This is a genomic window from Pseudomonas coleopterorum (genome assembly GCF_900105555.1).
Lineage (GTDB): Bacteria > Pseudomonadota > Gammaproteobacteria > Pseudomonadales > Pseudomonadaceae > Aquipseudomonas > Aquipseudomonas coleopterorum.
On the sequence record NZ_FNTZ01000001.1, the window covers coordinates 4,342,340 to 4,364,553 of the forward strand.

At 62.9% G+C, this 22,214-nt stretch carries 19 protein-coding genes; 10 read left to right on the forward strand and 9 right to left on the reverse strand.

Features of this window, described 5'->3' with window-relative positions; genetic code table 11:
• Positions 1-9: 9 nt before the first annotated feature.
• Positions 10-1,551: a phosphoenolpyruvate carboxykinase gene (locus BLV18_RS19535; protein ID WP_049860236.1), complete on the reverse strand. Its 1,542-nt coding sequence runs from the start codon at positions 1,549-1,551 to the stop codon at positions 10-12.
• A 179-nt stretch (positions 1,552-1,730) separates the two neighbouring features.
• Positions 1,731-2,633, reverse strand: a complete 903-nt coding sequence (hslO, locus tag BLV18_RS19540; protein WP_049860237.1) for an Hsp33 family molecular chaperone HslO — start codon at positions 2,631-2,633, stop codon at positions 1,731-1,733.
• A 106-nt stretch (positions 2,634-2,739) separates the two neighbouring features.
• Here hslO and BLV18_RS19545 point away from each other — a divergent pair, with 106 nt between their 5' ends.
• Positions 2,740-3,537 carry a phosphatase PAP2 family protein gene (locus BLV18_RS19545; protein WP_090361111.1) on the forward strand — a complete coding sequence of 266 codons (798 nt, stop codon included), beginning with the start codon at positions 2,740-2,742 and terminating at the stop codon, positions 3,535-3,537.
• A gap of 23 nt (positions 3,538-3,560) precedes the next feature.
• Here BLV18_RS19545 and BLV18_RS19550 read toward each other — a convergent pair whose 3' ends face one another.
• Positions 3,561-3,965: an RNA-binding S4 domain-containing protein gene (locus BLV18_RS19550; protein ID WP_049860239.1), complete on the reverse strand. Its 405-nt coding sequence runs from the start codon at positions 3,963-3,965 to the stop codon at positions 3,561-3,563.
• A 188-nt stretch (positions 3,966-4,153) separates the two neighbouring features.
• Between BLV18_RS19550 and rimB the strand changes: the two genes are divergently transcribed.
• Together rimB and rimK are read left to right on the forward strand one after the other, a co-directional pair.
• Positions 4,154-4,636, forward strand: coding sequence for a retropepsin-like aspartic endopeptidase RimB (gene rimB / locus BLV18_RS19555; RefSeq protein WP_043192313.1), 483 nt, complete (start codon positions 4,154-4,156; stop codon positions 4,634-4,636).
• Complete coding sequence (gene rimK, locus BLV18_RS19560; RefSeq protein ID WP_049860240.1) at positions 4,633-5,538, forward strand: 30S ribosomal protein S6--L-glutamate ligase; 906 nt, start codon at positions 4,633-4,635, stop codon at positions 5,536-5,538. Before rimB ends, rimK begins: the two co-directional genes overlap by 4 nt.
• A gap of 3 nt (positions 5,539-5,541) precedes the next feature.
• On the opposite strand, the gene BLV18_RS19565 is transcribed toward rimK, so the two are convergent.
• Together BLV18_RS19565 and ompR are read right to left on the reverse strand one after the other, a co-directional pair.
• Complete coding sequence (locus BLV18_RS19565) at positions 5,542-6,855, reverse strand: ATP-binding protein (RefSeq protein WP_049860241.1); 1,314 nt, start codon at positions 6,853-6,855, stop codon at positions 5,542-5,544.
• Positions 6,856-6,969: 114 nt separating this feature from the next.
• Positions 6,970-7,710, reverse strand: coding sequence for an osmolarity response regulator transcription factor OmpR (ompR, locus tag BLV18_RS19570; protein ID WP_043192310.1), 741 nt, complete (start codon positions 7,708-7,710; stop codon positions 6,970-6,972).
• 273 nt (positions 7,711-7,983) lie between these two features.
• On the opposite strand from ompR, the gene BLV18_RS19575 reads away from it, so the two are divergent.
• The 3 genes from BLV18_RS19575 (at position 7,984) to gshA (ending at position 12,446) form a co-directional block, all read left to right on the forward strand.
• Entirely contained in the window at positions 7,984-10,302 is a 2,319-nt protein-coding gene (locus tag BLV18_RS19575) for a Tex family protein (RefSeq protein ID WP_090361114.1), read from the forward strand.
• Positions 10,302-10,685, forward strand: a complete 384-nt coding sequence (locus tag BLV18_RS19580) for a PaaI family thioesterase (protein WP_090361117.1) — start codon at positions 10,302-10,304, stop codon at positions 10,683-10,685. Before BLV18_RS19575 ends, BLV18_RS19580 begins: the two co-directional genes overlap by 1 nt.
• A gap of 177 nt (positions 10,686-10,862) precedes the next feature.
• Positions 10,863-12,446, forward strand: coding sequence for a glutamate--cysteine ligase (gene gshA, locus BLV18_RS19585; protein WP_090361120.1), 1,584 nt, complete (start codon positions 10,863-10,865; stop codon positions 12,444-12,446).
• Between the two features lie 147 nt (positions 12,447-12,593).
• Here the strand turns inward: gshA and argA are convergent, their stop codons facing one another.
• Both argA and argE read right to left on the reverse strand, forming a co-directional pair.
• On the reverse strand, positions 12,594-13,892 hold the full coding sequence (gene argA / locus BLV18_RS19590) for an amino-acid N-acetyltransferase (RefSeq protein WP_049860245.1): 1,299 nt from the start codon (positions 13,890-13,892) through the stop codon (positions 12,594-12,596).
• Positions 13,893-14,025: 133 nt separating this feature from the next.
• On the reverse strand, positions 14,026-15,180 hold the full coding sequence (argE, locus tag BLV18_RS19595) for an acetylornithine deacetylase (protein WP_090361124.1): 1,155 nt from the start codon (positions 15,178-15,180) through the stop codon (positions 14,026-14,028).
• A gap of 139 nt (positions 15,181-15,319) precedes the next feature.
• Between argE and BLV18_RS19600 the strand changes: the two genes are divergently transcribed.
• A complete protein-coding gene (locus BLV18_RS19600; protein ID WP_090361126.1) occupies positions 15,320-16,687 on the forward strand; it encodes a CYTH domain-containing protein in 1,368 nt (455 codons plus the stop codon).
• Between the two features lie 69 nt (positions 16,688-16,756).
• Here the strand turns inward: BLV18_RS19600 and BLV18_RS19605 are convergent, their stop codons facing one another.
• The gene (locus BLV18_RS19605; protein WP_090361129.1) at positions 16,757-17,227 is read right to left on the reverse strand and encodes an Lrp/AsnC family transcriptional regulator; all 471 of its coding nucleotides are present in this window, start codon (positions 17,225-17,227) and stop codon (positions 16,757-16,759) included.
• A gap of 126 nt (positions 17,228-17,353) precedes the next feature.
• On the opposite strand from BLV18_RS19605, the gene BLV18_RS19610 reads away from it, so the two are divergent.
• The 3 genes from BLV18_RS19610 (at position 17,354) to BLV18_RS19620 (ending at position 20,010) form a co-directional block, all read left to right on the forward strand.
• Positions 17,354-17,680 carry an ACT-like domain-containing protein gene (locus tag BLV18_RS19610; protein ID WP_049860249.1) on the forward strand — a complete coding sequence of 109 codons (327 nt, stop codon included), beginning with the start codon at positions 17,354-17,356 and terminating at the stop codon, positions 17,678-17,680.
• Between the two features lie 101 nt (positions 17,681-17,781).
• On the forward strand, positions 17,782-19,569 hold the full coding sequence (tfpB, locus tag BLV18_RS19615; RefSeq protein ID WP_090361132.1) for a type IV pilus assembly ATPase TfpB: 1,788 nt from the start codon (positions 17,782-17,784) through the stop codon (positions 19,567-19,569).
• Between the two features lie 123 nt (positions 19,570-19,692).
• The gene (locus BLV18_RS19620; RefSeq protein ID WP_090361136.1) at positions 19,693-20,010 is read left to right on the forward strand and encodes a DUF2388 domain-containing protein; all 318 of its coding nucleotides are present in this window, start codon (positions 19,693-19,695) and stop codon (positions 20,008-20,010) included.
• A gap of 107 nt (positions 20,011-20,117) precedes the next feature.
• Here BLV18_RS19620 and betT read toward each other — a convergent pair whose 3' ends face one another.
• On the reverse strand, positions 20,118-22,079 hold the full coding sequence (gene betT, locus BLV18_RS19625; protein WP_177331308.1) for a choline transporter BetT: 1,962 nt from the start codon (positions 22,077-22,079) through the stop codon (positions 20,118-20,120).
• Positions 22,080-22,214 lie beyond the last annotated feature (135 nt).

Consider the following 22,214-nt stretch of genomic DNA (forward strand, 5'->3'; position numbering starts at 1 on the left):
AGCGAATGCTTACAACTGCGGACCGGCAGCCTTGATCGAGTCGCTCACGTCGAACTTCTTGAAGTTCTCGATGAACAGCGAAGCCAGGCCTTTGGCGGCTTCGTCGTAGGCGGCTGGGTCAGCCCAGGTGTTGCGTGGGTTGAGCAGGTTGGTGTCGACGCCTGGGACAACCTTTGGCACGTCCAGGTTGACGATGTCCAGGTGCTCGGTCTCGGTGCCGATCAGGGCGCCGCTCTGGATCGCTGCGATCACGCCACGGGTGGTGGGGATGTTGAAGCGCTTGCCAACGCCGTAGCCGCCGCCGGTCCAGCCGGTGTTGACCAGGTAGACCTTGGAGCCGAAGCCACGAATACGCTTGATCAGCAGCTCGGCGTACTCGCCAGCCGGACGCGGGAAGAACGGTGCGCCGAAGCAGGTCGAGAAGGTCGACTTGATGCCGCTGCCCGAACCCATCTCGGTCGAACCAACCAGCGCGGTGTAACCCGACAGGAAGTGATAGGCCGCCTGCTCTTCACTGAGAATGGACACAGGCGGCAGTACGCCGGTCAGGTCGCAAGTCAGGAAGATCACGGCATTGGGCTCGCCACCCAGGTTCTTCGGCGCGCGCTTTTCGATCAGCTCACGCGGATACGCGGCACGGCTGTTCTGGGTCAGGCTGTCATCGGCGTAGTCGGCCTTCTTGTCGGCATCGAGCACGACGTTCTCCAGCACGGCGCCGTGCTGAATGGCTTTCCAGATGACCGGCTCGTTCTTCTCGGACAGGTCGATGCACTTGGCGTAGCAGCCGCCCTCGATGTTGAACACCACGCCCACACCCCAGCCGTGCTCGTCGTCACCGATCAGGTAACGGCTTTCGTCGGCCGACAGGGTGGTCTTGCCGGTGCCCGACAGGCCGAAGAACAAGGTGACGTCGCCGTCTTCGCCCATGTTGGCGGCGCAGTGCATCGGCAGCACGTCGGCGGCCGGCAGCAGGAAGTTCTGCACCGAGAACATCGCCTTCTTCATTTCGCCGGCATAGCGCATGCCTGCGATCAGCACCTTGCGGGCCGCGAAGTTGATGATCACGGTACCGTCGGAGTTGGTGCCATCGCGCTCGGGCACGCACTCGAACTCAGGCGCGTTGAGCACCTGCCATTCATCCTTGCCACCGGCGTTGTACTGCTCCGGATTGATGAACAGGCAACGCCCGAACAGGTTGTGCCAGGCGGTCTGGGTAGTCATCTTGACCGGCAGGTAGTGCGCCGGATCGGAGCCTACATGCACATGGGAAACGAACCGCTCGCGCTCGCCCAGATAGGCTTCGACGCGATCCCACAGGGCATCGAACTTGTCGGCCGGGAATTTGCGGTTGATCGGGCCCCAGGCAATGGCGTCCTGGGTAGTGGGCTCTTCGACGATGAAACGGTCGACTGGCGAACGACCGGTACGATGACCGGTACGCACCACCAGAGCCCCGGTATCGGCAAGCTCGCCTTCACCACGGTTCAGGGCTTCTTTAACCAGATCGTCTACAGTCAGATCGGCGTACACGGCGTTCTTGGCTTGCGTCATGAGGTTCCCCGTCGGCTCTGGGCCGAGTGCTCCAAACGTTTTGTAGTAAGTTTACAACAACCACTACAGCTAAAAAGTGGGCCGGATTATGCCAGAAACGCCCGAAAAGAATAGCGTCCTCCTGTCGGTAACGGCGTTATTCCGGCGTCCGTTTGTTAATTTAGCGAGACTAAATCGCTTCAGTGACGGGTATCTGACGGAGCGTCCACACCAGCGCCACTGAAGAGCTGATCGACGTCGGTGGCGTCAAACAAGTAGCGCTGGTTGCAGAACTGGCAGTCGATCTCCACCGTACCGCCATGCTCCTTGAGCAATTCGCGTGCATCGTCGTGCCCAAGGCTGACGAGCGCTCGTGCCGAACGCTCCCTGGAACAGCTGCAGCGAAACCGAATCGGCTGGGTATCGAAAAGCCGCAATGCCTGCTCGTGGTACAGGCGGTACAACACGGTTTCGTTATCCAGGCCCAACAGTTCTTCGGCCTTGAGGGTATCGGCCAGGGTGATGGCGGTCTTCCAGCTCTCGGCGCGGTCGTCTTCGTCCTTGATCACAGCGGCAGGCAATTGCTGCAGCAGCAGGCCACGGGCACGCTGGCCATCGGCCTTGAGCCAGAAGCGCGTACCGAGCTGTTCGGAGAGGGCGAAGTAATTGGAGAAACTTGCCGACAGGTCGGCACCTTCCAGATCCACGATGCCTTGGTAGCGCTGACCTTCGGTAGGGTCGATGGTCATCGCCAGGGTACCGGCGGGCATCAATTCTGGCAGGCCATCGGTGTCGTTGATCTGCTCGGCATGGAAACGCGCCAGGCCGCGGATATCACGCTCGCTGGAGCATTCGATCATCAGCAACGGCACGGGGCCTTCGGAGCGGGCCTGCAGAATCAGCAAGCCATCGAACTTGAGCGTCCCTACCAGCAGGGCCGCGGCAGCCATGAACTCGCCCAGCAGCAACTGCACCGGCAGCGGGTAATCGTGCTTGGCCAGGACCTCGGCGTAGCTGCGTTCCAATGCTACCGCCTCACCGCGTACATCGGCGTCGTCGAAAATAAAGCGTTGGGTGAAATCGGCTTCAGGAAGATCGTGCATAAGTCCAGTATCTGAGAATGGTGACAAAATGTGTAGCGGCTTTTATAAAGCCCGCTTCAGAGCGTTCGTTTGATCGCTCACTGCCCTGTGGATGTAGAGGTATCTTATGAACAAAGGCCCACTGTTCCAAGCCAGGTGGAACGTTAGCGGCTTGCTGCTGTGCAATTCAATCCCGATCGTGCTGTTGTGCTTCTGGTTATGGCCTATTGGCCATCATTTGTGCACAGCATTCGACGAATGGCTGTTTCGCCTGCTCAACGCGCCCCTGGCCAGCAATGCCGCGTGGCGTTATGTGTGGACCCTGGGCAGCTTGCGACCCTTCGACATCGTGGTCGGCGTGATCATGCTGGCGCTGCTGATCCGCGGCAATTGGGTGTTCAAGGCCGGACAGGTTCGCCAAGCCTTTTTCGGCTTCATGGCCGTGCTGTTGCTCTTAGTGGTGGTGCGCGCGCTGTTTTCCAAGTGGATACACGTAATGGGCTGGGACCACGACAGTCCGAGCATGGTCCTGGCCGATCCGGTACTGCTCAGCGACTGGTACCCGAACCTGGAACGCCACTGGGAACTCAAGGACCGCTCCAGTCAGAGCTTTCCGGGCGATCACGCGTCGGTGCTGCTGATCTGGGCGCTGTTCATGAGCGTCTGTACCCGTCGAGTCGGCCAGTGGCTATGTATCTGGGCCCTGGCCCTGGTGTTCATGCTGCCGCGCCTGGTTGCCGGCGCCCACTGGGGGCAGGACGACTACATCGGCGGCGTGCTGATGGCCGTCTGGGCGCTCGGCTGGGGCTACTTCACGCCTTTCGCAGCCCATACTTCGCAGTGGCTGGTGCGGGTCACCGAGCCATTGTTCAGGCTGCTGGCGAAGCTGCCGGTACTGGGACGGTTGAGTATCGTCGCAGGGTGATGTGTTGACTGTGCTGCCCCCCATCAATCCCCTGATCGAAAACTGAACAACTGCCGACGCTGTTTCTTCGAAGGCTTGCCGTCGGTGGTCACGCCCAGCGCGCCGGCCTTGCGCATGGCCGCAGCGGCTTCGCGCCTGGCCTGGCTCTGCTCGGTTTCGCGGTAGAGCGTCTGCGCTTCGGGCGCACCACGGCGCACGATGGACAGCGCCTCGATGATCACGCTGCGCTCATCGAAACCGGTGCGTATCTGCAGCTCATCGCCCACGTGCGGCTCCTTGCCCGGCTTGCAGCGCTCGCCGCGGTAATGCACCTTGCCGCTCTCGATGGCTTCCTTGGCCAGGGCACGAGTCTTGTAGAAGCGCGCAGCCCACAGCCATTTGTCCAGACGGACCTTGTCCTCTTCTTCCTGCTTTTGCTTCTGTGCCACAGGCTCACCTCGCGAAATGCCGTCATCGAACTGTACTACCGTGCCTGTCGGATGCAAGCGACGGTCTTTGCGATTACAGTGCACGCACGCTTGCCAAGCGGCGTCGGGCTGGGTTGAATTGATCCGGGCCGCGCCGGTCTGAAGCTTGCGTATGTGGGTCCACCCCTACCTCTTGCGGTTTGCCGAATTTGAAAACATTTGATCACCTGACCGTCATTGGTCTGCGCGAGTGGGTGGCGCTGCCCGACCTGGGTGTCGCCGGCCTGCGCGCCAAGATCGACACCGGCGCCAGCACCTCCAGCCTGCACGCCACGGACATCGAACCGTTCACCCGTGCCGGTGAGAAGTGGGTGCGTTTCACCGCCCACCTGGGCACCGTGGTGCAACTGCGCCACAGACGCTGCGAAGCACCGCTGGTGGCCATGAAGACCATCAAGAGCTCCAATGGCCATGCGCAGACGCGCTACGTGATCAAGACCACTCTTGCCCTGGGCGACCGGGTCTGGACGGTCGAATTCACCCTGGCCTGTCGTAAATCCATGCGTTACCGCCTGCTGCTGGGTTCCAAGGCGCTGGTCCATGGCCAACTGGTCGTGAACCCTGGCGTCACCTACGTTCAAGACAAGCCGGTGTTCCCGGCCTCTACTACCTCTGCCACAGGTGTTGCATGAAGATCGCTGTGCTGTCGCGCAATCCGCGTCTGTATTCCACTCGTCGTCTGATCGAAGCCGGCACTGCCCGTGGCCATGAAATGGTCGTGATCGACACACTGCGCGCGTACATGAACATCGCCAGTCACAAGCCGCAGATCCACTACCGGGGCAAGCCGCTGCAGGGCTTCGATGCGGTCATTCCGCGCATCGGTGCGTCGGTCACCTTCTATGGCTGTGCGGTGCTGCGTCAGTTCGAAATGATGGACGTCTTTCCGCTGAACGAATCAGTGGCCATCGCCCGCTCGCGCGACAAGCTGCGCTCGCTGCAACTGCTGTCGCGACGCGGCATCGGCCTGCCTGTCACCGGCTTCGCCCACTCGCCGGACGACATTCCCGACCTGATCAGCATGGTCAATGGCGCCCCGCTGGTGATCAAGGTGCTCGAAGGCACCCAGGGCATCGGTGTGGTGCTGTGCGAAACCGCCACCGCCGCCGAGTCGGTGATCGAGGCGTTCATGGGTCTCAAGCAGAACATCATGGTTCAGGAGTACATCAAGGAGGCCGGCGGCGCCGACATTCGCTGCTTCGTGGTGGGTGACAAGGTGATTGCGGCCATGAAGCGCCAGGCCAAACCCGGCGAGTTTCGCTCCAACCTGCATCGTGGCGGCAGCGCCAGCCTGATCAAGATCACCCCGGAAGAGCGCATGACCGCGATCCGCGCGGCCAAGGTAATGGGGCTCAGCGTCGCCGGCGTGGACATCCTGCGCTCCAACCACGGCCCCTTGGTGATGGAGGTCAATTCATCGCCAGGCCTGGAAGGCATCGAGGTGACTACCGGCAAGGACGTGGCCGGGATGATCATCGAGCACATCGAAAAGAACAGAGGCCCGAACATGACCCGCACCAAGGGCAAGGGCTAGTTCCTAGACGGCATCCCTGGGCAGCATCAGGCCCAGTGGCAGCCGCACCCGCGCCTCCAGCCCGCCCGTCGAGCGATTGCGCAGTTCCACGTTGCCGCCATGCATGGCGGCAATGCGCTTGACGATCGCCAGACCCAACCCGGTGCCCTTGCCACTGCGCGCGCGATCGCCGCGGATGAACGGGTCGAAGATGCCAACCAGCTCCCCCGGATCGATACCGGCGCCACGGTCCAGCACGCTGAGCACCACATAGGGCGCGTTGTCGTCGCCCGAAACGTTGACCGCCACCTCCACACCGCTGCCGGCATGGTAGAGCGCGTTGCCGATCAGGTTGTTCAACAGCCGCTTCATCGACACCCGGCGCAGCGGGAACGGCGGGATCGGTTCCAGGCGAAGCAGCACCTGCTCCTGCGCCTGGTTGTAGGGCGCAACGACTTCCTGCACCAGATTCCCCAGGTCGACGACCTCGACTTTTTCGTCGCGCCCGTCGCGAATGAAGGCCAGGAACTGATCGAGGATCGCGTCCATGTCCTCGATGTCGCGGACCATGTCGGGGGTGAATTCGTTGTCCGAGGTCATCAGTTCCAGCGACAGCCGCAGCCGGGTCAGCGGCGTGCGCAGGTCGTGGGAGACGCCGGCAAGCATCAGCTCGCGCTCGCGACCGGCCTGTTCGACGTCTTCGGCCATCTGGTTGAACGCCCGGTACACCTCGGTCATCTCACTGGGCGTATCGCTCACCGGCAGGCGCACGCTGCGGCCCTGCCCTAGCTGACGGGCGGCAAACACCAGGCGCTTGAGCGGCTGGTTGAGCTGACGCACGAAGATCCAGGCCGAAGCGGTCGACAACAGGCCGATCGCCAGAAACCAGCCCAGCACGCTCCAGATCTTCTGTCCGCGCAATGGGTGCGGATACAAAGGCACCTTCAACCAGCCAGCGCCCAGGCTCGGCGCACGCACCCACAGGGCGGGCGGCGCATGGACGCGCAAGCGCACTTCGGTGTCCTCGCCCAGCTCGGCCTGCATCTGGCGTTGGTAGATTTCACTGTACGGCCAATGCTGTTCGCCTTCTGGCACACCGCCGCCGACCACGCGAATCAAGCCTGCGGCGTCAGCGATCTGGTCGCGGTTGTTCTCGTCCGCCGCCCAGTAGGCACGCAGGGTCAGCGCCACACCGTGACTGTACTGGCGGTCGACCAGCACGTCTTCGTTCATCAACAGGTAGACCAAGGTCAGAGCCTTGGAAAACAGGACGACGACCAGCACCAGCCAGAGGGTTCGGGCGAAGAAACTTTGGGGAAACCAGACAGGGGTCTTCATTGCGCGGCGGTCACATACGTTGCAGGAGCGAGCAGGCTCGCAGACATTCTGGATGACGAATATCCCGAATCAACATGTGATTCAGGACATCGACCCTACAAAAACCCCTGAAGTCTACCGGGCGGCGTTGCCATCGGGTACGAATACGTAACCCACGCCCCAGACCGTTTGGATGTAGCGCGGCTTGGACGGATCGGGTTCGATCATGCGGCGCAGGCGCGAGATCTGCACGTCGATGGAGCGCTCCAGAGCGTCCCATTCACGTCCACGGGCCAGGTTCATCAGCTTGTCGCGGGTCAGTGGCTGACGAGCGTTCATCACCAGAGCCTTGAGCACGGCGAACTCGCCGGTGGTGAGCATGTGCACTTCGTCGCCACGCTTGAGCTCGCGGGTGGCCAGGGAGAGCTCGTAGTCGCCGAAGGACACCGATTCGTCCTCGCTGCCTGGCGCGCCCGGCACAGGCGCCGACTGACGACGCAGCACGGCCTTGACGCGGGCCATCAGCTCGTCGGGGTTGAAGGGCTTGGCCAGGTAGTCGTCCGCGCCCAGCTCCAGGCCCTTGATGCGGCTGAGTTCGTCACCCTTGGCGGTCAACATGATGATCGGGACCTGATTGTTGCCGGCGCGCATGCGGCGGCAGGCGGACAGGCCGTCTTCGCCGGGCAGCATCAGGTCCAGCACCACCAGATGGAACACTTCGCGAGCCAGCAGGCGATCCATTTGCTCGACGTTGGGCACGGCGCGCGCACGGTAGCCTTTGCTGGTGAAGAATCGCTCCAGCAAGCTGCTCAATCCCGGATCGTCGTCAACGATGAGGATCTTTTCACCTTCGGCTGCTTGTGCGGTACTGCTCATGGGTTGCTCCTCTGATCTCGGCGCGCATTATGGCGTAGCTGCCGACGCTCGTGCCGTGTGCATTGTTAGCAGATTTTTCTTTGGCCGCCAGCCACATTCCTTGATCGTCAAGGCTTGGGGTTCGCGCCGAGACGATATCGCTGGGTATACTGCGCGGCTCGTCAGCGGCAACGTACGCATGAAAGCGTCCGCTGCCACGGTGCCCGAAACGTGCCCATACACCAGGCATATGGGGGACTGCACCTTGTACCTATCATTTTTCAGGTGGTTATCATGATCAGCATAAACAGCCGCATCGCCGAGGAACTCGGCGTCCGCCCTCAACAGGTCGAAGCGGCCGTCGCACTGCTGGATGAAGGTTCGACCGTGCCTTTCATCGCTCGTTACCGCAAGGAGGTGACCGGCAGCCTGGACGACACCCAACTGCGTCACCTCGAAGAGCGCCTGCGCTACCTGCGCGAACTCGACGAGCGCCGCGCCAGTATCCTGGCCAGCATCGAGGAACAGGGCAAGCTGACGCCCGAGCTGACCCGCGAGATCCAGCAGGCCGACACCAAGACACGCCTGGAAGACCTCTACCTGCCGTACAAGCAGAAGCGCCGCACCAAGGGCCAGATCGCCCTGGAGGCCGGCCTTGGCGAGCTGGCCGACGGCCTGTTCGCCGACCCGACGCTGAACCCGGAAACCGAAGCAGCCCGCTTCGTCGACGGCGATAAAGGTGTGCTCGACGTCAAGGCAGCACTGGAAGGCGCCAAGTACATCCTGATGGAGCGCTTCGCCGAAGACGCCACACTGCTGGCCAAGCTGCGCGGCTTCCTCAAGCAGGAAGCGGTACTCAGCGCCCGAGTGCTGGCAGGCAAGGAAGAAGAAGGCGCCAAGTTCCGCGACTACTTCGAGCACGACGAGCCGCTCAAGAGCATGCCCTCGCACCGCGCCCTGGCCATTTTCCGCGGGCGCAACGAAGGTATTCTCGGTTCGTCGCTGAAGGTAGGCGAAGAACTTCCGGGCACCCTGCATCCCTGCGAGATGATGATCGGCGAGCACTTCGGCGTGAAAAACCAGCAGCGCGCCGCCGACAAGTGGCTCGGCGAAGTGGTGCGCTGGACGTGGAAGGTCAAGCTCTACACGCACTTGGAAACCGACCTGCTGAGCGAGCTGCGCGAGAACGCCGAAAGCGAAGCCATCAACGTCTTCGCACACAACCTGCATGACCTGCTGCTGGCCGCCCCGGCGGGCCCGCGCGCCACCCTCGGTCTGGACCCTGGCCTGCGTACCGGCTGCAAGGTGGCGGTGGTGGATGCGACCGGCAAGCTGCTCGATCACGCCACGGTGTACCCGCACGTGCCGCATAACAAATGGGACCAGACCCTGGCCACGCTGGCTGCACTGTGCGCCAAGCATGCCGTGGACCTGATCGCCATCGGCAACGGCACTGCCAGCCGCGAGACCGACAAGCTGGCCGCCGAGCTCATCAAGAAATACCCCGGCCTGAAAATGACCAAGGTGATGGTCTCCGAAGCCGGTGCCTCGGTGTATTCGGCCTCGGAGCTGGCAGCGCGCGAGTTTCCCGACCTGGACGTGTCGATCCGCGGTGCGGTCTCCATCGCTCGGCGCCTGCAGGATCCACTGGCCGAACTGGTCAAGATCGATCCGAAATCCATTGGTGTGGGCCAGTACCAGCACGACGTCTCGCAGCTCAAGCTGGCACGCGGCCTGGATGCCGTGGTGGAAGACTGCGTGAACGCCGTGGGCGTGGACGTCAACACTGCCTCCGTGGCCCTGTTGGCGCGTATTTCCGGGCTCAATGCCACGCTGGCGCAGAACATCGTCGCCCACCGCGACGAGCACGGTGCGTTCCGGACCCGTGCGGCACTGAAGAAAGTCTCTCGCCTGGGCGAAAAAACCTTCGAACAGGCGGCCGGTTTCCTGCGCGTCATGAACGGCGACAATCCGCTGGACGCCTCGGCCGTGCACCCCGAAGCCTATGTGCTGGTGCAGCGCATCGCTGCAGGCACCGATCGGGATATCCGTTCGCTGATCGGCGACAGCGGCTTCCTCAAGCGCCTGGACCCGAAGAAATTCACCGATGAAACCTTCGGCCTGCCAACCGTGACCGACATACTGCAGGAGCTGGACAAGCCGGGCCGCGACCCGCGTCCGGAGTTCAAGACCGCCGAGTTCCAGGACGGTGTGGAAGAGCTCAAGGACCTGCAACTGGGCATGGTGCTCGAAGGCGTGGTGACCAACGTGACCAACTTCGGCGCCTTCGTCGATATCGGCGTGCACCAGGACGGTCTGGTGCACATCTCGGCGCTGTCGGAAAAATTCATCAAGGATCCGCGTGAAGCGGTGAAGGCCGGCGACGTGGTCAAGGTCAAGGTGATGGAAGTGGACATTCCGCGCAAACGCGTGGGGCTGTCGATGCGCATGGGCGACACGCCCGGCGAGAAGATCGACGGCGCACGGGGCAGCCGTCCCGGTGCCGCAGCCCGTCAGCAGGCCGCTCCGGCCCGCGTCAAGGAAGCCGCCGCGCCCGCCAACGGGGCCATGGCGTCGTTGTTCGCCAATGCCAAACAGTTGAAGAAACGCTGATGGAGATTGCCGACGACCTGACCCAGAGCGCCTACTTTCGTGAGCTCGGCTGCCAGGTGCGACGCCTGGATGCCGGTGTGGCGGAAGTGGCACTGCCCATGGCCGAGCACCTGCGCAACCGTGGCCAGGTGATGCACGGCGGGGCCATCTTCAGCCTGGTCGACATTGCCATGGGCCTGGCGTGCTCGACCTCCCACGGTTTCGATAATCAAAGCGTCACGCTCGAATGCAAGATCAATTACCTTCGCGCGGTGTCAGAAGGTGAGGTGATCTGCAAGGCCCAGGTATTGCACGCCGGCCGACGCACGATGGTGGTGGAGGCCGAGGTGCTTCAGGGCGAAAAACTGATGGCAAAGGCACAAGGTACTTTCGTGGTTCTCTAGCCCGAAGGGGTCGTTCTGCGGTAATTTCGGCACGGCGCAGGCGGTGTCGATCGCAGTACGGCCTGCACCTTGCCCGATCGAAACCAGGCGACGACGCCGGTTCCTTTTTGTCTTCACCCTTGCAGACCGTCCGTTCCACCCCCATATCGGGGCGACTGACGCGTGAAGGAATCCAACTTGAGCGAATTTCTCAACCGCCGCCTGACTTTGCTCGGCGAGCCTGCCACCCTTTCTCTGCTCGCGCAGTGCCTGCATGGCATCGAGCGCGAGTGCCTGCGCGTCAACCACGAGGGTCGCCTGGCACAGACGCCGCACCCCGAGGCGCTGGGATCGGCGCTGACCAACGAACAGGTCACCACGGACTACTCCGAATCGCTGCTGGAATTCATCACGCCCGCACTCGAGGATCCCGCCCAGACCCTGCACAGCCTGGAGCAGATCCACCGCTTCGTGTACAGCAAGCTGGGCAGCGAGTACCTGTGGAGTCCCTCCATGCCCTGCCCGTTGCCGGCCGAGGAAGATATTCCGCTGGCCTACTACGGCACCTCGAACATCGGCCGCCTCAAGTACGTCTATCGCCAGGGCCTGTCCCTGCGTTACGGCCGCACCATGCAGTGCATTGCCGGTATTCACTACAACTTCTCCCTGCCCGAGCAGCTGTGGCCGGTGCTCAAGCAGGCTGATGGCTATGTCGGCACCGATCGTGATTACCAGTCTTCCGCGTACATCGCGCTGATTCGAAACTTCCGTCGCTACAGCTGGTTGCTGATGTACCTGTTCGGCGCCTCGCCGGCACTGGATGCCGGTTTTCTGCGCGGGCGCGCCCATCAGCTCGAGCAGTTGGATGCGCAGACCCTGTACCTGCCCTACGCCACCAGCCTGCGCATGAGCGACCTGGGTTACCAGAGCAACGCCCAGGCCGGCCTGACGCCGTGCTACAACGATCTGGCCAGCTACACCGACAGCCTGCGCAAGGCAGTGGCCACGCCGTATCCGCCGTATGTACAGGTGGGCACGCACAAGGATGGCGAATGGGTGCAGTTGAACACCAACATCCTGCAGATCGAGAACGAGTATTACTCCAACATTCGTCCCAAGCGGGTGACCTACAGTGGTGAGCGGCCGATCCAGGCATTGATGGCCCGTGGCGTGCAGTACATCGAAGTGCGCTGCCTGGACATCAACCCGTTCCTGCCCACCGGCGTCGACCTGACCGAGTCGCGCTTCCTCGATGCGTTCCTGCTGTTCTGTGCGCTGGAAAGCAGCCCGCAGATCGACAGCAGCGAATGCGCGGCCTGTACCGGCAACTTCCTCAGCACGGTCAAGGAAGGTCGTCGGCCGGGCCTGCAGTTGCAGCGCAATGGCGAGGCGGTCGAGCTCAAGGCGTGGGCTGGCGATTTGCTGGAGCGTATCGACGCCGTCGCTGCGTTGCTCGATCGCAGTACTGGTACCGATGAGCATGCCCAGGCGATGGCGGCGCAACGCGCCAAAGTCAGCGATCCGTCGCTGACGCCATCGGCGCAGGTCCTGGCGAAGATGGCCGAGCAGAAACAGAGCTTCGCCGAGTTTTCCTTCAGCCAGAGCCAGGCCCATGCCGAGTACTTCCGGCAACAGCCCCTGAGCAGCCAAGACCAGGCGCAGTTCGAACAGCAGGCGCGCGATTCACTGGCCGCCCAGGCGACGCTCGAGGCCGAGGAAGTGGGCGATTTCGATGTGTTCGTCGGTTCCTACCAGGCAAGCATCCTGGCCATCAGCAACTGACCGCGCTGAATACCCTGCGGTATCTCTGCTGCACCGCAGCGCCCTTTTCGCGGGCAGAGCCCGCTCCCACAATGGATATGCGCTTATCTCATGTGGGAGCCGGGCTCTGCCCGCGAAGAAGGCGCCACCGATCGTTCTGATGCGCCGCTATAGCGCCTTTTCGAAGATCTTCGAATTACGCTGGTAGTTGTACAGCGAGGCGCGTGCCGCCGGCAGGCGTTCGACGCCGCTAGGCACGAAGCCGCGTTCGCGGAACCAGTGCGCCGTGCGGGTGGTGAGCACGAACAAGGTGTTCAACCCCAACGCCCGCGCCCGCTCTTCGATACGCTCGAGCAACTCGTCGCCACGACCGCCATGGCGGTATTCCGGATTCACCGCCAGGCACGCCAGCTCGCCGGTCTGTGAATCGGCGATCGGGTACAGCGCGGCGCAGGCGATGATCATGCCTTCACGCTCGACCACGCTGAACTGGGTGATCTCGCGCTCCAGCACCTCGCGGGAGCGGCGTACCAGGATGCCCTGCTCTTCCAGCGGGCTGATCAAGTCCAGCAAGCCACCGACGTCTTCGATGTTGGCTTCGCGTACCTGTTCGAACTGCTCCTGCGCCACCAGGGTACCGCCCCCATTGCGGGTGAACAGCTCGGTGAGCAATGCGCCATCTTCGGCGTAGCTGACGATGTGCGCGCGGCTGACGCCCCCCTTGCACGCCTGGGCGGCCGCATCGAGCAATTCCCCCTGGTAATCGTTACCCAGTCGCAACAGGTGCGCCGGCACCTGCTGCGGGCGCAGTTCGCGCACCAGGTGACCGGTTTCATCGAGCAGCCCCGGCTCGGCACCGAACAGCAGCAGCTTGTCGGCCGCCAGGTCGATGGCGGCCCGCGTCGCCACGTCTTCACAGGCAATGTTGAAGATCTCGCCGGTAGGCGAATAACCCAGCGGCGACAACAGCACGATCGAGCGTTCGTCGAGCAGGCGGTTGATGCCCTTGCGATCGACCCGACGCACTTCGCCGGTATGGTGATAGTCGACACCCTCGACCACGCCGATCGGCCGCGCCGTGACCAGATTGCCGCCTGCCACACGCAACCGCGAGCCCTGCATCGGCGAGGACGCCATGTCCATGGACAGGCGTGCCTCGATGGCGATCCGCAGATGGCCCACCGCATCGATGACGCACTCGAGCGTGGCGGCATCGGTGACCCTGAGGTTGCGATGATAGTGCGGACTCAGGCCACGCGCGGCCAGACGGCTTTCGATCTGCGGGCGCGATCCGTGGACCAGCACCAGGCGCACGCCCATGCTGTGCAACAGCACCAGGTCGTGGACGATATTGCCGAAGTTGGGGTGGGCAACGCCCTCGCCGGGCAGCATCACCACGAAGGTGCAGTCACGGTGGGCATTGATGTAGGGAGAAGCGTGGCGAAGCCAATTCACGTAGTCGGGCATAACGGCAGAAGCCTGTAGAAAAGTGGGACGAAAAGCATCACTCGGCGCACAGCGGTATGAGGGTTATCGTCGTGACAGGCTTGGCAACACGCGCGCACTCCTTGCAGGGATGACGGCCCGCAGGCACGCCGATTTAGGCAATCACCGATTCGAGGCAGTAATGCTCGATCAGTTCACGCAATAGACGCACGGTAGGCTGCAAACGTGACATTTCCAGGTATTCGCCGGGCTGGTGCGCACAGGCGATGTTGCCTGGCCCCAGTACCAGGGTTTCGCAGCCCATGCTCTGGAAGTATGGCGCCTCGGTACCGAAGCCCACGGCCGCCGCCGTGTACCCCGTCAGCCGCTCGGCAACCCGCACCAGCTCGGTGTCGGCACGCTGCTCGAAGGGTGGCACCTCGGCGAACAGCGGTGCATAGTCGATCTTCACCTGGTGCAACTCGGCCAACGGCGCAAGCTTGCTGCGGATGGCTGTGCGCAGGACCTGCGGGTCCATGCCCGGCAACGGCCGCAGGTCGAACTCCAGCGAGCATTGCCCACAGATGCGGTTGGGGTTGTCGCCGCCATGGATGCAGCCCAGGTTCAGGGTCGGTTGGGGCACGCTGAACTGCGCGTTGTTGTATTCGCGCTGCCATTGCCGACGCAGGTTCATCAGCTCGCCGATTGCACCGTGCATTGCTTCAAGGGCGCTGTGACCAAGGCTTGGGTCCGAGGAATGGCCACTGCGGCCAAGGATGTCGATGCGCTCCATCATCACCCCCTTGTGCAGGCGGATCGGCTTGAGCCCGGTCGGCTCGCCGATGACCGCGGCACGGCCCAGCGGCCGGCCGGCGGCGGCCAGCGCCTTGGCACCGGACATCGAGCTTTCTTCGTCACACGTGGCGAGGATGATCAGCGGCTGCTTGAACGGCTGATCGATCAGGCCACGCACCGCCTCGATCGCCAGTGCGAAGAAGCCCTTCATGTCGCAGCTGCCCAGCCCGACCCAGCGTCCATCGACCTCGGTGAGCTTGAGCGGGTCGGTGTTCCACAGCGCCTCGTCGTAAGGCACCGTGTCGCTGTGCCCGGCCAGCACCAGACCGCCAGGGCCGCTGCCGAACGTGGCGATCATGTTGAACTTGCCGGGCTCGACCTGCTGGATCTCGCAGGCGAAGCCCAGCTCGGTCAGCCAGTTGGCCAGCAGATCGATCACCGGGCCGTTGGACTGATCCAGGCTGGGCTGGGTGCAACTGACCGAAGGCGCCGCGATGAGGGCGGCGAATTGTTCCTGCATGGACGGCAATGGCATGGCGATCCTCCCGAGGCGAGCCCCATCATAGAGCCATCGGGCGCCAAGAATAAACCGCCGCGGCACGACTGCTGTACACTGCACGGCCTTATCTAGTCATCAGCGCGTTGTTGTCCGCCAGCGCTTGGATTGCCCCCTCATGCACAAAGAAACCGAAATCAAACTGCGCGTCAGCCGCGAAACGCTCGCTGCTCTGCGTGAGCATCCCCTGCTGAAAAAGCGCAACAAAAGTGGCTGGGAGCGCCGAGAGCTGTTCAACCAGTACTTCGACACGCCTGCCCGCGAACTGGCAGCGGCCAAGGTCGCCCTGCGCCTGCGCCGCGATGGCGAAGAGGTCATCCAGACCCTCAAGACCCGTGGCAGCAGCGTGGCCGGGCTGTCGCAGCGCAACGAATACGACTGGAACCTGACCAAGGCCAAGCTCGACCTGAAGAAGCTCGACGGCGAATGCTGGCCCGAGCAACTGGCCGAGCTGGACAAGAAGACCATCAAGCCGGTATTCACCACCGACTTCGTCCGCGAGCGGGCGGAAATTGCCTGGGGCCGCGGCAAGGCCCGGGTGGTGATCGAAGCGGCCCTGGACCTGGGCAAGGTCATCGTCGGCAAGCAGTCCGAAGAGATCTGCGAGCTGGAGCTGGAGCTGCGTGAAGGCGAGCCGGCGGCATTGCTGGAGCTGGCCGCCGAGCTGGCCGAGAAGCTGGCCCTGATGCCCTGCGACATCAGCAAGGCCGAGCGCGGCTATCGCCTGAGCGATCCGGACAGCTACGCGCTGAGCCTGCCCGCCCCCGAGCTTGAGGCTGAAACGACGCTCGACGATGCTTTTGCCGCCCTGGCCTGGCACCTGTTGGCGAACAGCCAGCGCTTGGCCGAGCAGTACCGCTTCAACGGCCACTGGCGCTTGCTGCAGGACTGGGTGCAACAGCTCATCGAGTTGCGCGGGTTGGTCGGCAGCCTGGGCCAGGCCGCACCGCGCGCCAGCAGCAACGAACTGCGCACTGCCCTGGACGCTCTGCTCGAAGACTGGCGCCCGCTGGTGCAGGCCGGCCAGGAAGACGAAGACGTGCGCAAGGCCGCACCCGAGCAGTTCGCCGAAGAGCTGCTGGACGTACGCTGGGGCCAGTTCTCGCTGAACACCTCACGCTGGTTGATGGGCCGCCTGTGGACGGTCGAGCGCAACAACCGCGGCAATCGCCAGGGCGCTGCTCAGCTGCAAAGCTGGCTGGGCCATCTGCTGGCCGAGGAAGGCGCAGCGCTGCAACTGCCCCGCTACCAGCAGCAACCTGAGGATCTGGCCGAGCAGTTGCCGCGTATCGAGCGGATCCAGAGCTGGTTGCACCTGGCCCGTGGCGTACTGGACGTGCCGGAAGTCGATCGCCTGTTCGGCGAGCTGAACAAGCTGCACGCGCTGGCCAGCCTGGACATCAGCGATGAAGTGCTGGATGCGCGGATGCAACAGGCCATCGCCGTGAGTCAGAATCGCGCGTGGAAACTGTTGCTGCGCAAGTAAGCTTTCTGGTGTCTGTCTGGCCGCTCCTACAGGGTGTTGCGAACCTGTAGGGGCGGCAGACATCGCGAGTCACCGGTCCACCGGCAAACTGGTGGTCGACTTGATTTCCGACAGCGCCACCGTCGAATTCACTTCTTGAATGCCCGGCACCATCGACAGCTTCTCGAAGAAGAACCGCTCGTAGGCCTCAATGTCCGGTGTGACGATGCGCAGCAGGAAATCGACATTGCCCATCAGCACATAGCACTCCAGCACCTCTGGAAAGCCCCTTATGGCCTCTGTGAATTCGGTGAAGTTCGAACGGCCGTGGGCGTTGAGTTTCACCTCGGCGAATATCTGTGTGTTCAAGCCGATCTTCTTACGATCCAGCAGGGTCACCTGCGCCCGGATGACCCCCTCTTCCTTGAGCCGCTGGATGCGCCGCCAGCAAGGCGACTGCGACAACCCCACCTGCTCGGCAATCTGCGCGCTGGACAGCGTGGCGTCCTCTTGCAGCAACGCCAGAATGCGCCGGTCGTAAGCATCCAGCGAGCTGTGCATAATTATTTCTCCATTGCCCGAATTGTAAAATTGTTTGATTCAGGATAGCCCCACAACGCGCAAAGTTGGGCAAGAAATACCGTAATGGGCATGGGAGACTTTCCCCATTGACCACGGAGATTACCCATGTCTGCCTTCGAATCGCTGACCCCGCTACGCCCGGATGTCTGGGCCGCTGGCAATCTGACTACCACCGTGCAGTTCAACCTGAGTGCAGAGATCGAAGCCGACGTGCTTTGCCGGGTGCTCAACCTGTTTGCCATGCAGTACCTGATCCCCTGTCAGCTCGCGGCCCGCCAGGTGGCGGACAGCCTGGAAATCCAGGTGCAGGTGAGCGAGTTGAGCTGGCATCGCGCACAGGTGATCGCGGAAAAGATGCGTAACCTGATCAGTGTCCTTGATGTGCAACTGGCCGATGCCCAGCATCCGGCCCAGGTGCAATCGTACGCCTGAGCCGGCGACAAATGCGGCAACGGTTGCCATGACGGCAATTTCCGGCGCGGGCGCTAGGCTGTGTGGCACGCCAGATCGCGCACCGCCAAGGAGGCCCACGCATGACCCTCGTCGCCACGACCCTGCGGCATCGCCATGACTGCGACCTGTGCTTGCGTGAGCTGGTCGACGACTTGCTGGCCGACGGCTTCATCGGGCTGGAGCGCGCTCAGGCACTGCGCGACAGCCTCGACTACAAGGAACCGCTTCAGACGCACCCCCTGCAACAGCTCGCCGACTGCCGATTACCCGATCCCCGCCAACCCGGACAATTGCTGACCCTCGAAGCCCTGACCCAATGGTTGGCACAGCGTGCCGACCAACCGTACCTGCGCATCGATCCGTTGTACATCGACGTACCCACCGTGGTGGCCTTGATGCCCCAGGCCTTTGCTCAGCGCCATGGCATCCTTGCCGTGGCCGTGGACGAGCGCAGTGTCACCATCGCCAGCGCGCAACCGTGGCAGCGTCAATGGGAGGCCGACCTGGCCCAGGTGCTCAAGCGCACGATCAGGCGTGTGGTGGCCAATCCCGTCGACATCCAGCGCTTCACCGAACAGTTCTTCCAACTGGCCCGCTCGGTCAGCGGTGCCAAAGTCCAGGGCCAGTCATACCATGCGGGCAACCTGGAGCAACTGCTGCAGCTGGGCGACATGGTCGCGCCTGCCGCCAGCGACCAGCACGTGGTCAACATCGTCGACTGGCTGTTCCAATACGCGTTCGAGCAACGCGCCAGCGATATCCATATCGAGCCTCGACGAGACTTCGGAGCGTTGCGCTTTCGCATCGACGGCTTGCTGCATTGCGTGTACCGCTTCCCCGAACAGGTCACGCTGGCCATCGTCAGTCGCCTGAAAAGCCTGGGTCGCATGAATGTCGCCGAGAAGCGCAAGCCTCAGGATGGGCGGATCAAAACCCGCCTGCCCGAGGGCCAGGAGATCGAGTTGCGCCTGTCCACCCTGCCCACGGCCTTCGGTGAAAAGCTGGTGATGCGCATCTTCGACCCACAGGTGCTGCTCAAGGATTTCGCCCAGCTCGGCCTTGTGGCCGACGACCTGAGTCGCTGGCGGCAGATGACCACCCAGGCTCATGGCATCGTGCTGGTCACCGGCCCCACCGGCTCGGGCAAGACCACCACGCTGTACACCACCCTCAAGCAGCTGGCGACGCCGCAGATCAACCTGTGCACCATCGAAGACCCGATCGAGATGGTCGAACCGGCCTTCAACCAGTTGCAGGTGCAGCACAACATCGATCTGGATTTCGCCAGCGGCCTGCGGGCGCTGATGAGGCAGGACCCGGACATCATCATGATCGGCGAGATCCGCGATCTGGAAACGGCCGAGATGGCGATCCAGGCGGCGCTGACCGGTCACCTTGTGGTGTCGACCCTGCACACCAACGATGCCGTGGGTGCGATCACCCGCCTGCTGGAACTGGGCGTCGCGCATTACCTGATCAAGGCCACGGTGCTGGGCGTCATGGCGCAGCGACTGGTACGCACGCTGTGCGTTGACTGCAAGGCGCCAACGCATATCGATCCGACAAGCTGGCAGGCCCTCATCGGGCCCTGGCGCATGGCCGTCCCGGAGGGGGCCCAGCGCGCCGTCGGTTGTCCGCGTTGTCGAGACACGGGTTATTGCGGGCGGGCCGGCGTGTATGAAGTGCTGCTGCTCAGCGACGGTGTGAAAGCCTGCATCGACGCCAACACCGACTTCACCGCGCTCAGGCGCCAGGCATGCAAGGAGGGTATGCGCAGCCTGCGCCTGGGAGGTGCACGGCAGATCGCTGCCGGCCTGACCACGCTCGAGGAAGTACTGCGCGTGACCCCGCGCATCGACTCGATGTGAGGCCGCTGCTGCGGGCCGCTCGACCGCCCCGGGGAACTTGAATGACGTTGACCCTATCCAACGAGCAGAACGACAACTGCCCCGGATCACATTCGTACCGGATCACACTGTGGAGTCTCGATCATGCGCGTCAAAACCGCTGTTGCTACCCTCGCGTTGCTGTCCCTGCCCGTCAGCTCGGCCATGGCCGATCCCTTCTGGCGCAACGTGCTTTCCTCGGGCGCCACGACCGGCTCCTCCTACCTGACCTTCAAGGATCACAAGCTGATCATCGCCGCACAGGACGATGCCGGCAGCTTCGTGGCCAGCGAAGGCGGTATCCGCGGCCCGTATCTGGAAGCGGCGATCCAGAAAGTCCGTGCGCAGAACCCTGGTCTGGAAGCGTCCGACATGGACCTGGCCAACGCCATTCTGGCCAAGAACGCCGTCGCCGATAACTGACAGCGCGGCCATGAAAAAACCCTCGCACAACGGTGCGAGGGTTTTTTTATGCGTGCAGCTTTTCGGTACCGGGTCGAGCGAGGGGCCTTAAGGCCCCTCTGTGACGGTCAACGCACCAAGTGCAGGAACTGCATGTGCCGTTCGTACTGATCGAGGATGTCGTTGATGATCTGCTCCTTGCTGTAGCCGACCAGATCGTAATCCTGGCTGCCTTCGGACAGATGCACCTCGGCTCGATAGTAGCGGCGGTTCTTGAGCTCCTGATTGCCCATCCCACCACGGGCGAAGGATGGCGTGAAGTAACCGCGCATCTGCACCTGGTAAATGAATGGCCGCTCCTCGCCATGCCCGATTTCGAACGTGACATTGTCGTGGCTGGTGTCCTCCTGGGTCACGGCATCCAGGCCCTTCTCGGCGAACGAGGCGGTCACTTCGGCCACTGCCGGGCGCACGTGGGTGTCCATGAACCGGTACACCTCGTCACGGGAGGGGAAGCTTACGGCCTGGCTCAGGCGCTGTCGCCAGCCACCGCGCCCAGGTCGCGAGCTGGCAACCGGGGCCAGCGAATACAACTGGGCGATCTTGCGCTGGCCCTCCATGTGGAACGCCTTGTGGAGCCCCCACATCATCGCCAGCAGGATGATCGAGAACGGCAGCGAGGTCAGCACCACCGCCGATTTCAACGAATCAATGCTGCCGGCGAAGAGCAGGCCACTGGTGACCAGCGCCGTCATCGCGCCCCAGAATACCCGCAGCCATTTCGGACCGTCTTCGTCCGGGTTGCCACCGCGTGCGGACAACGTCGAAAGCACGACAGTGCCCGAGTCGGCCGAGGTGACGAAGAACACGAAGCTGATGAACACGGTGACCGCGATCACTGTCCGCGCCCAAGGGTAGGTTTCCAGCAGCAGGTAGAGGGTCATCGACGGGTCGGTGATGGCCGACTGGCCGATCGCGGCCATGCCGTGATTGATCACCTGGTCGATGGCGCTGTTGCCGAAGATCGACATCCAGGCCAGGGTGAAACCCAGTGGAATCAGCAGCACGCCGAAGACGAACTCGCGAATGGTGCGTCCCCGCGAGATGCGCGCGATGAACAGCCCCACGAACGGCGACCAGGCAATCCACCAGGCCCAGTAGAACACCGTCCAGTTGCCCAGCCAGTCGCTGGGTTTGTCATACGCATAAACGTCGAAACTCTTGCTGGGCAGCGCGCCCAGATAGTCGCCGACGTTCTGCACCAGGGTGCTGAGCAGGTGCTGGGTCGGCCCGGCGAACAGCACGAACAGCAGCAGCGCACAGGCCAGCAGCATGTTGATGTCGGACATCACCCGCACGCCCTTGTCGACGCCGGAGACCGCCACGAGAATGGCTGCGCCCATCATCAGGGTGATCAGGATCACCTGAACCCATTGGGTATGGGCCACACCGAACAGGTAGTCCAGGCCGGAATTGAGGTGCAGGACGCCGAAGCCCATGTCGGCGCCCAGGCCAAAGATGGTAGCGATGATGCCAAAGCCATCCACGGCGTAGCCGATCGGCCCATTGATGCGCTTGCCGATCAGCGGGTAGAGCGCCGAGCGCAGCGCCAGCGGCAGGTTGTGACGATAGGCGAAATAAGCCAAAGCCATACCGACGAAGGCGAACACGCCCCAACCGTGCAGCCCCCAATGCAGGAACAGCAGCTGCATGGCTTGGCGCGCGGCCTCCTGGGTGCCCGCCTCGCCCTGCGGCGGTTGTAGCATGTGGGTCAGCGGTTCGGACACGCAGAAAAAGAACAGGGTGATGCTGATACCGGCGGCGAACAGCATGCCGGCCCAGGACAGGTAGCTGAATTCGGGCTCGTCATGATCGGCCCCCAGCTTGATCTTGCCGTAGCCCGACAGCGCGGTCACCACCACGAACACCAGGTACAGGGTCATGGCCAGCATGTAGTACCAGCCAACGGTGTTGGCCGCCCAGCTCTGCGCGGCCAGCAGCCATTGGCCGGCCGCCTGCGGGAAGGAAATGACGACGATGCCGAAAATCAGAATGAAGCTGGCGGCGAAGTAGAACACCGGAGGGTTCATGCGCACGTTGCCGCTTGGTGTCGATGAAGATGCACTCATGCGTTGTGCACTCCACACGTTCGGAAATGGAAGAAACTGGGCGTTTTCAGCAAGGGATGGCCTCCTGTTGAACGCGAATCGCGATCCATGGTTTTA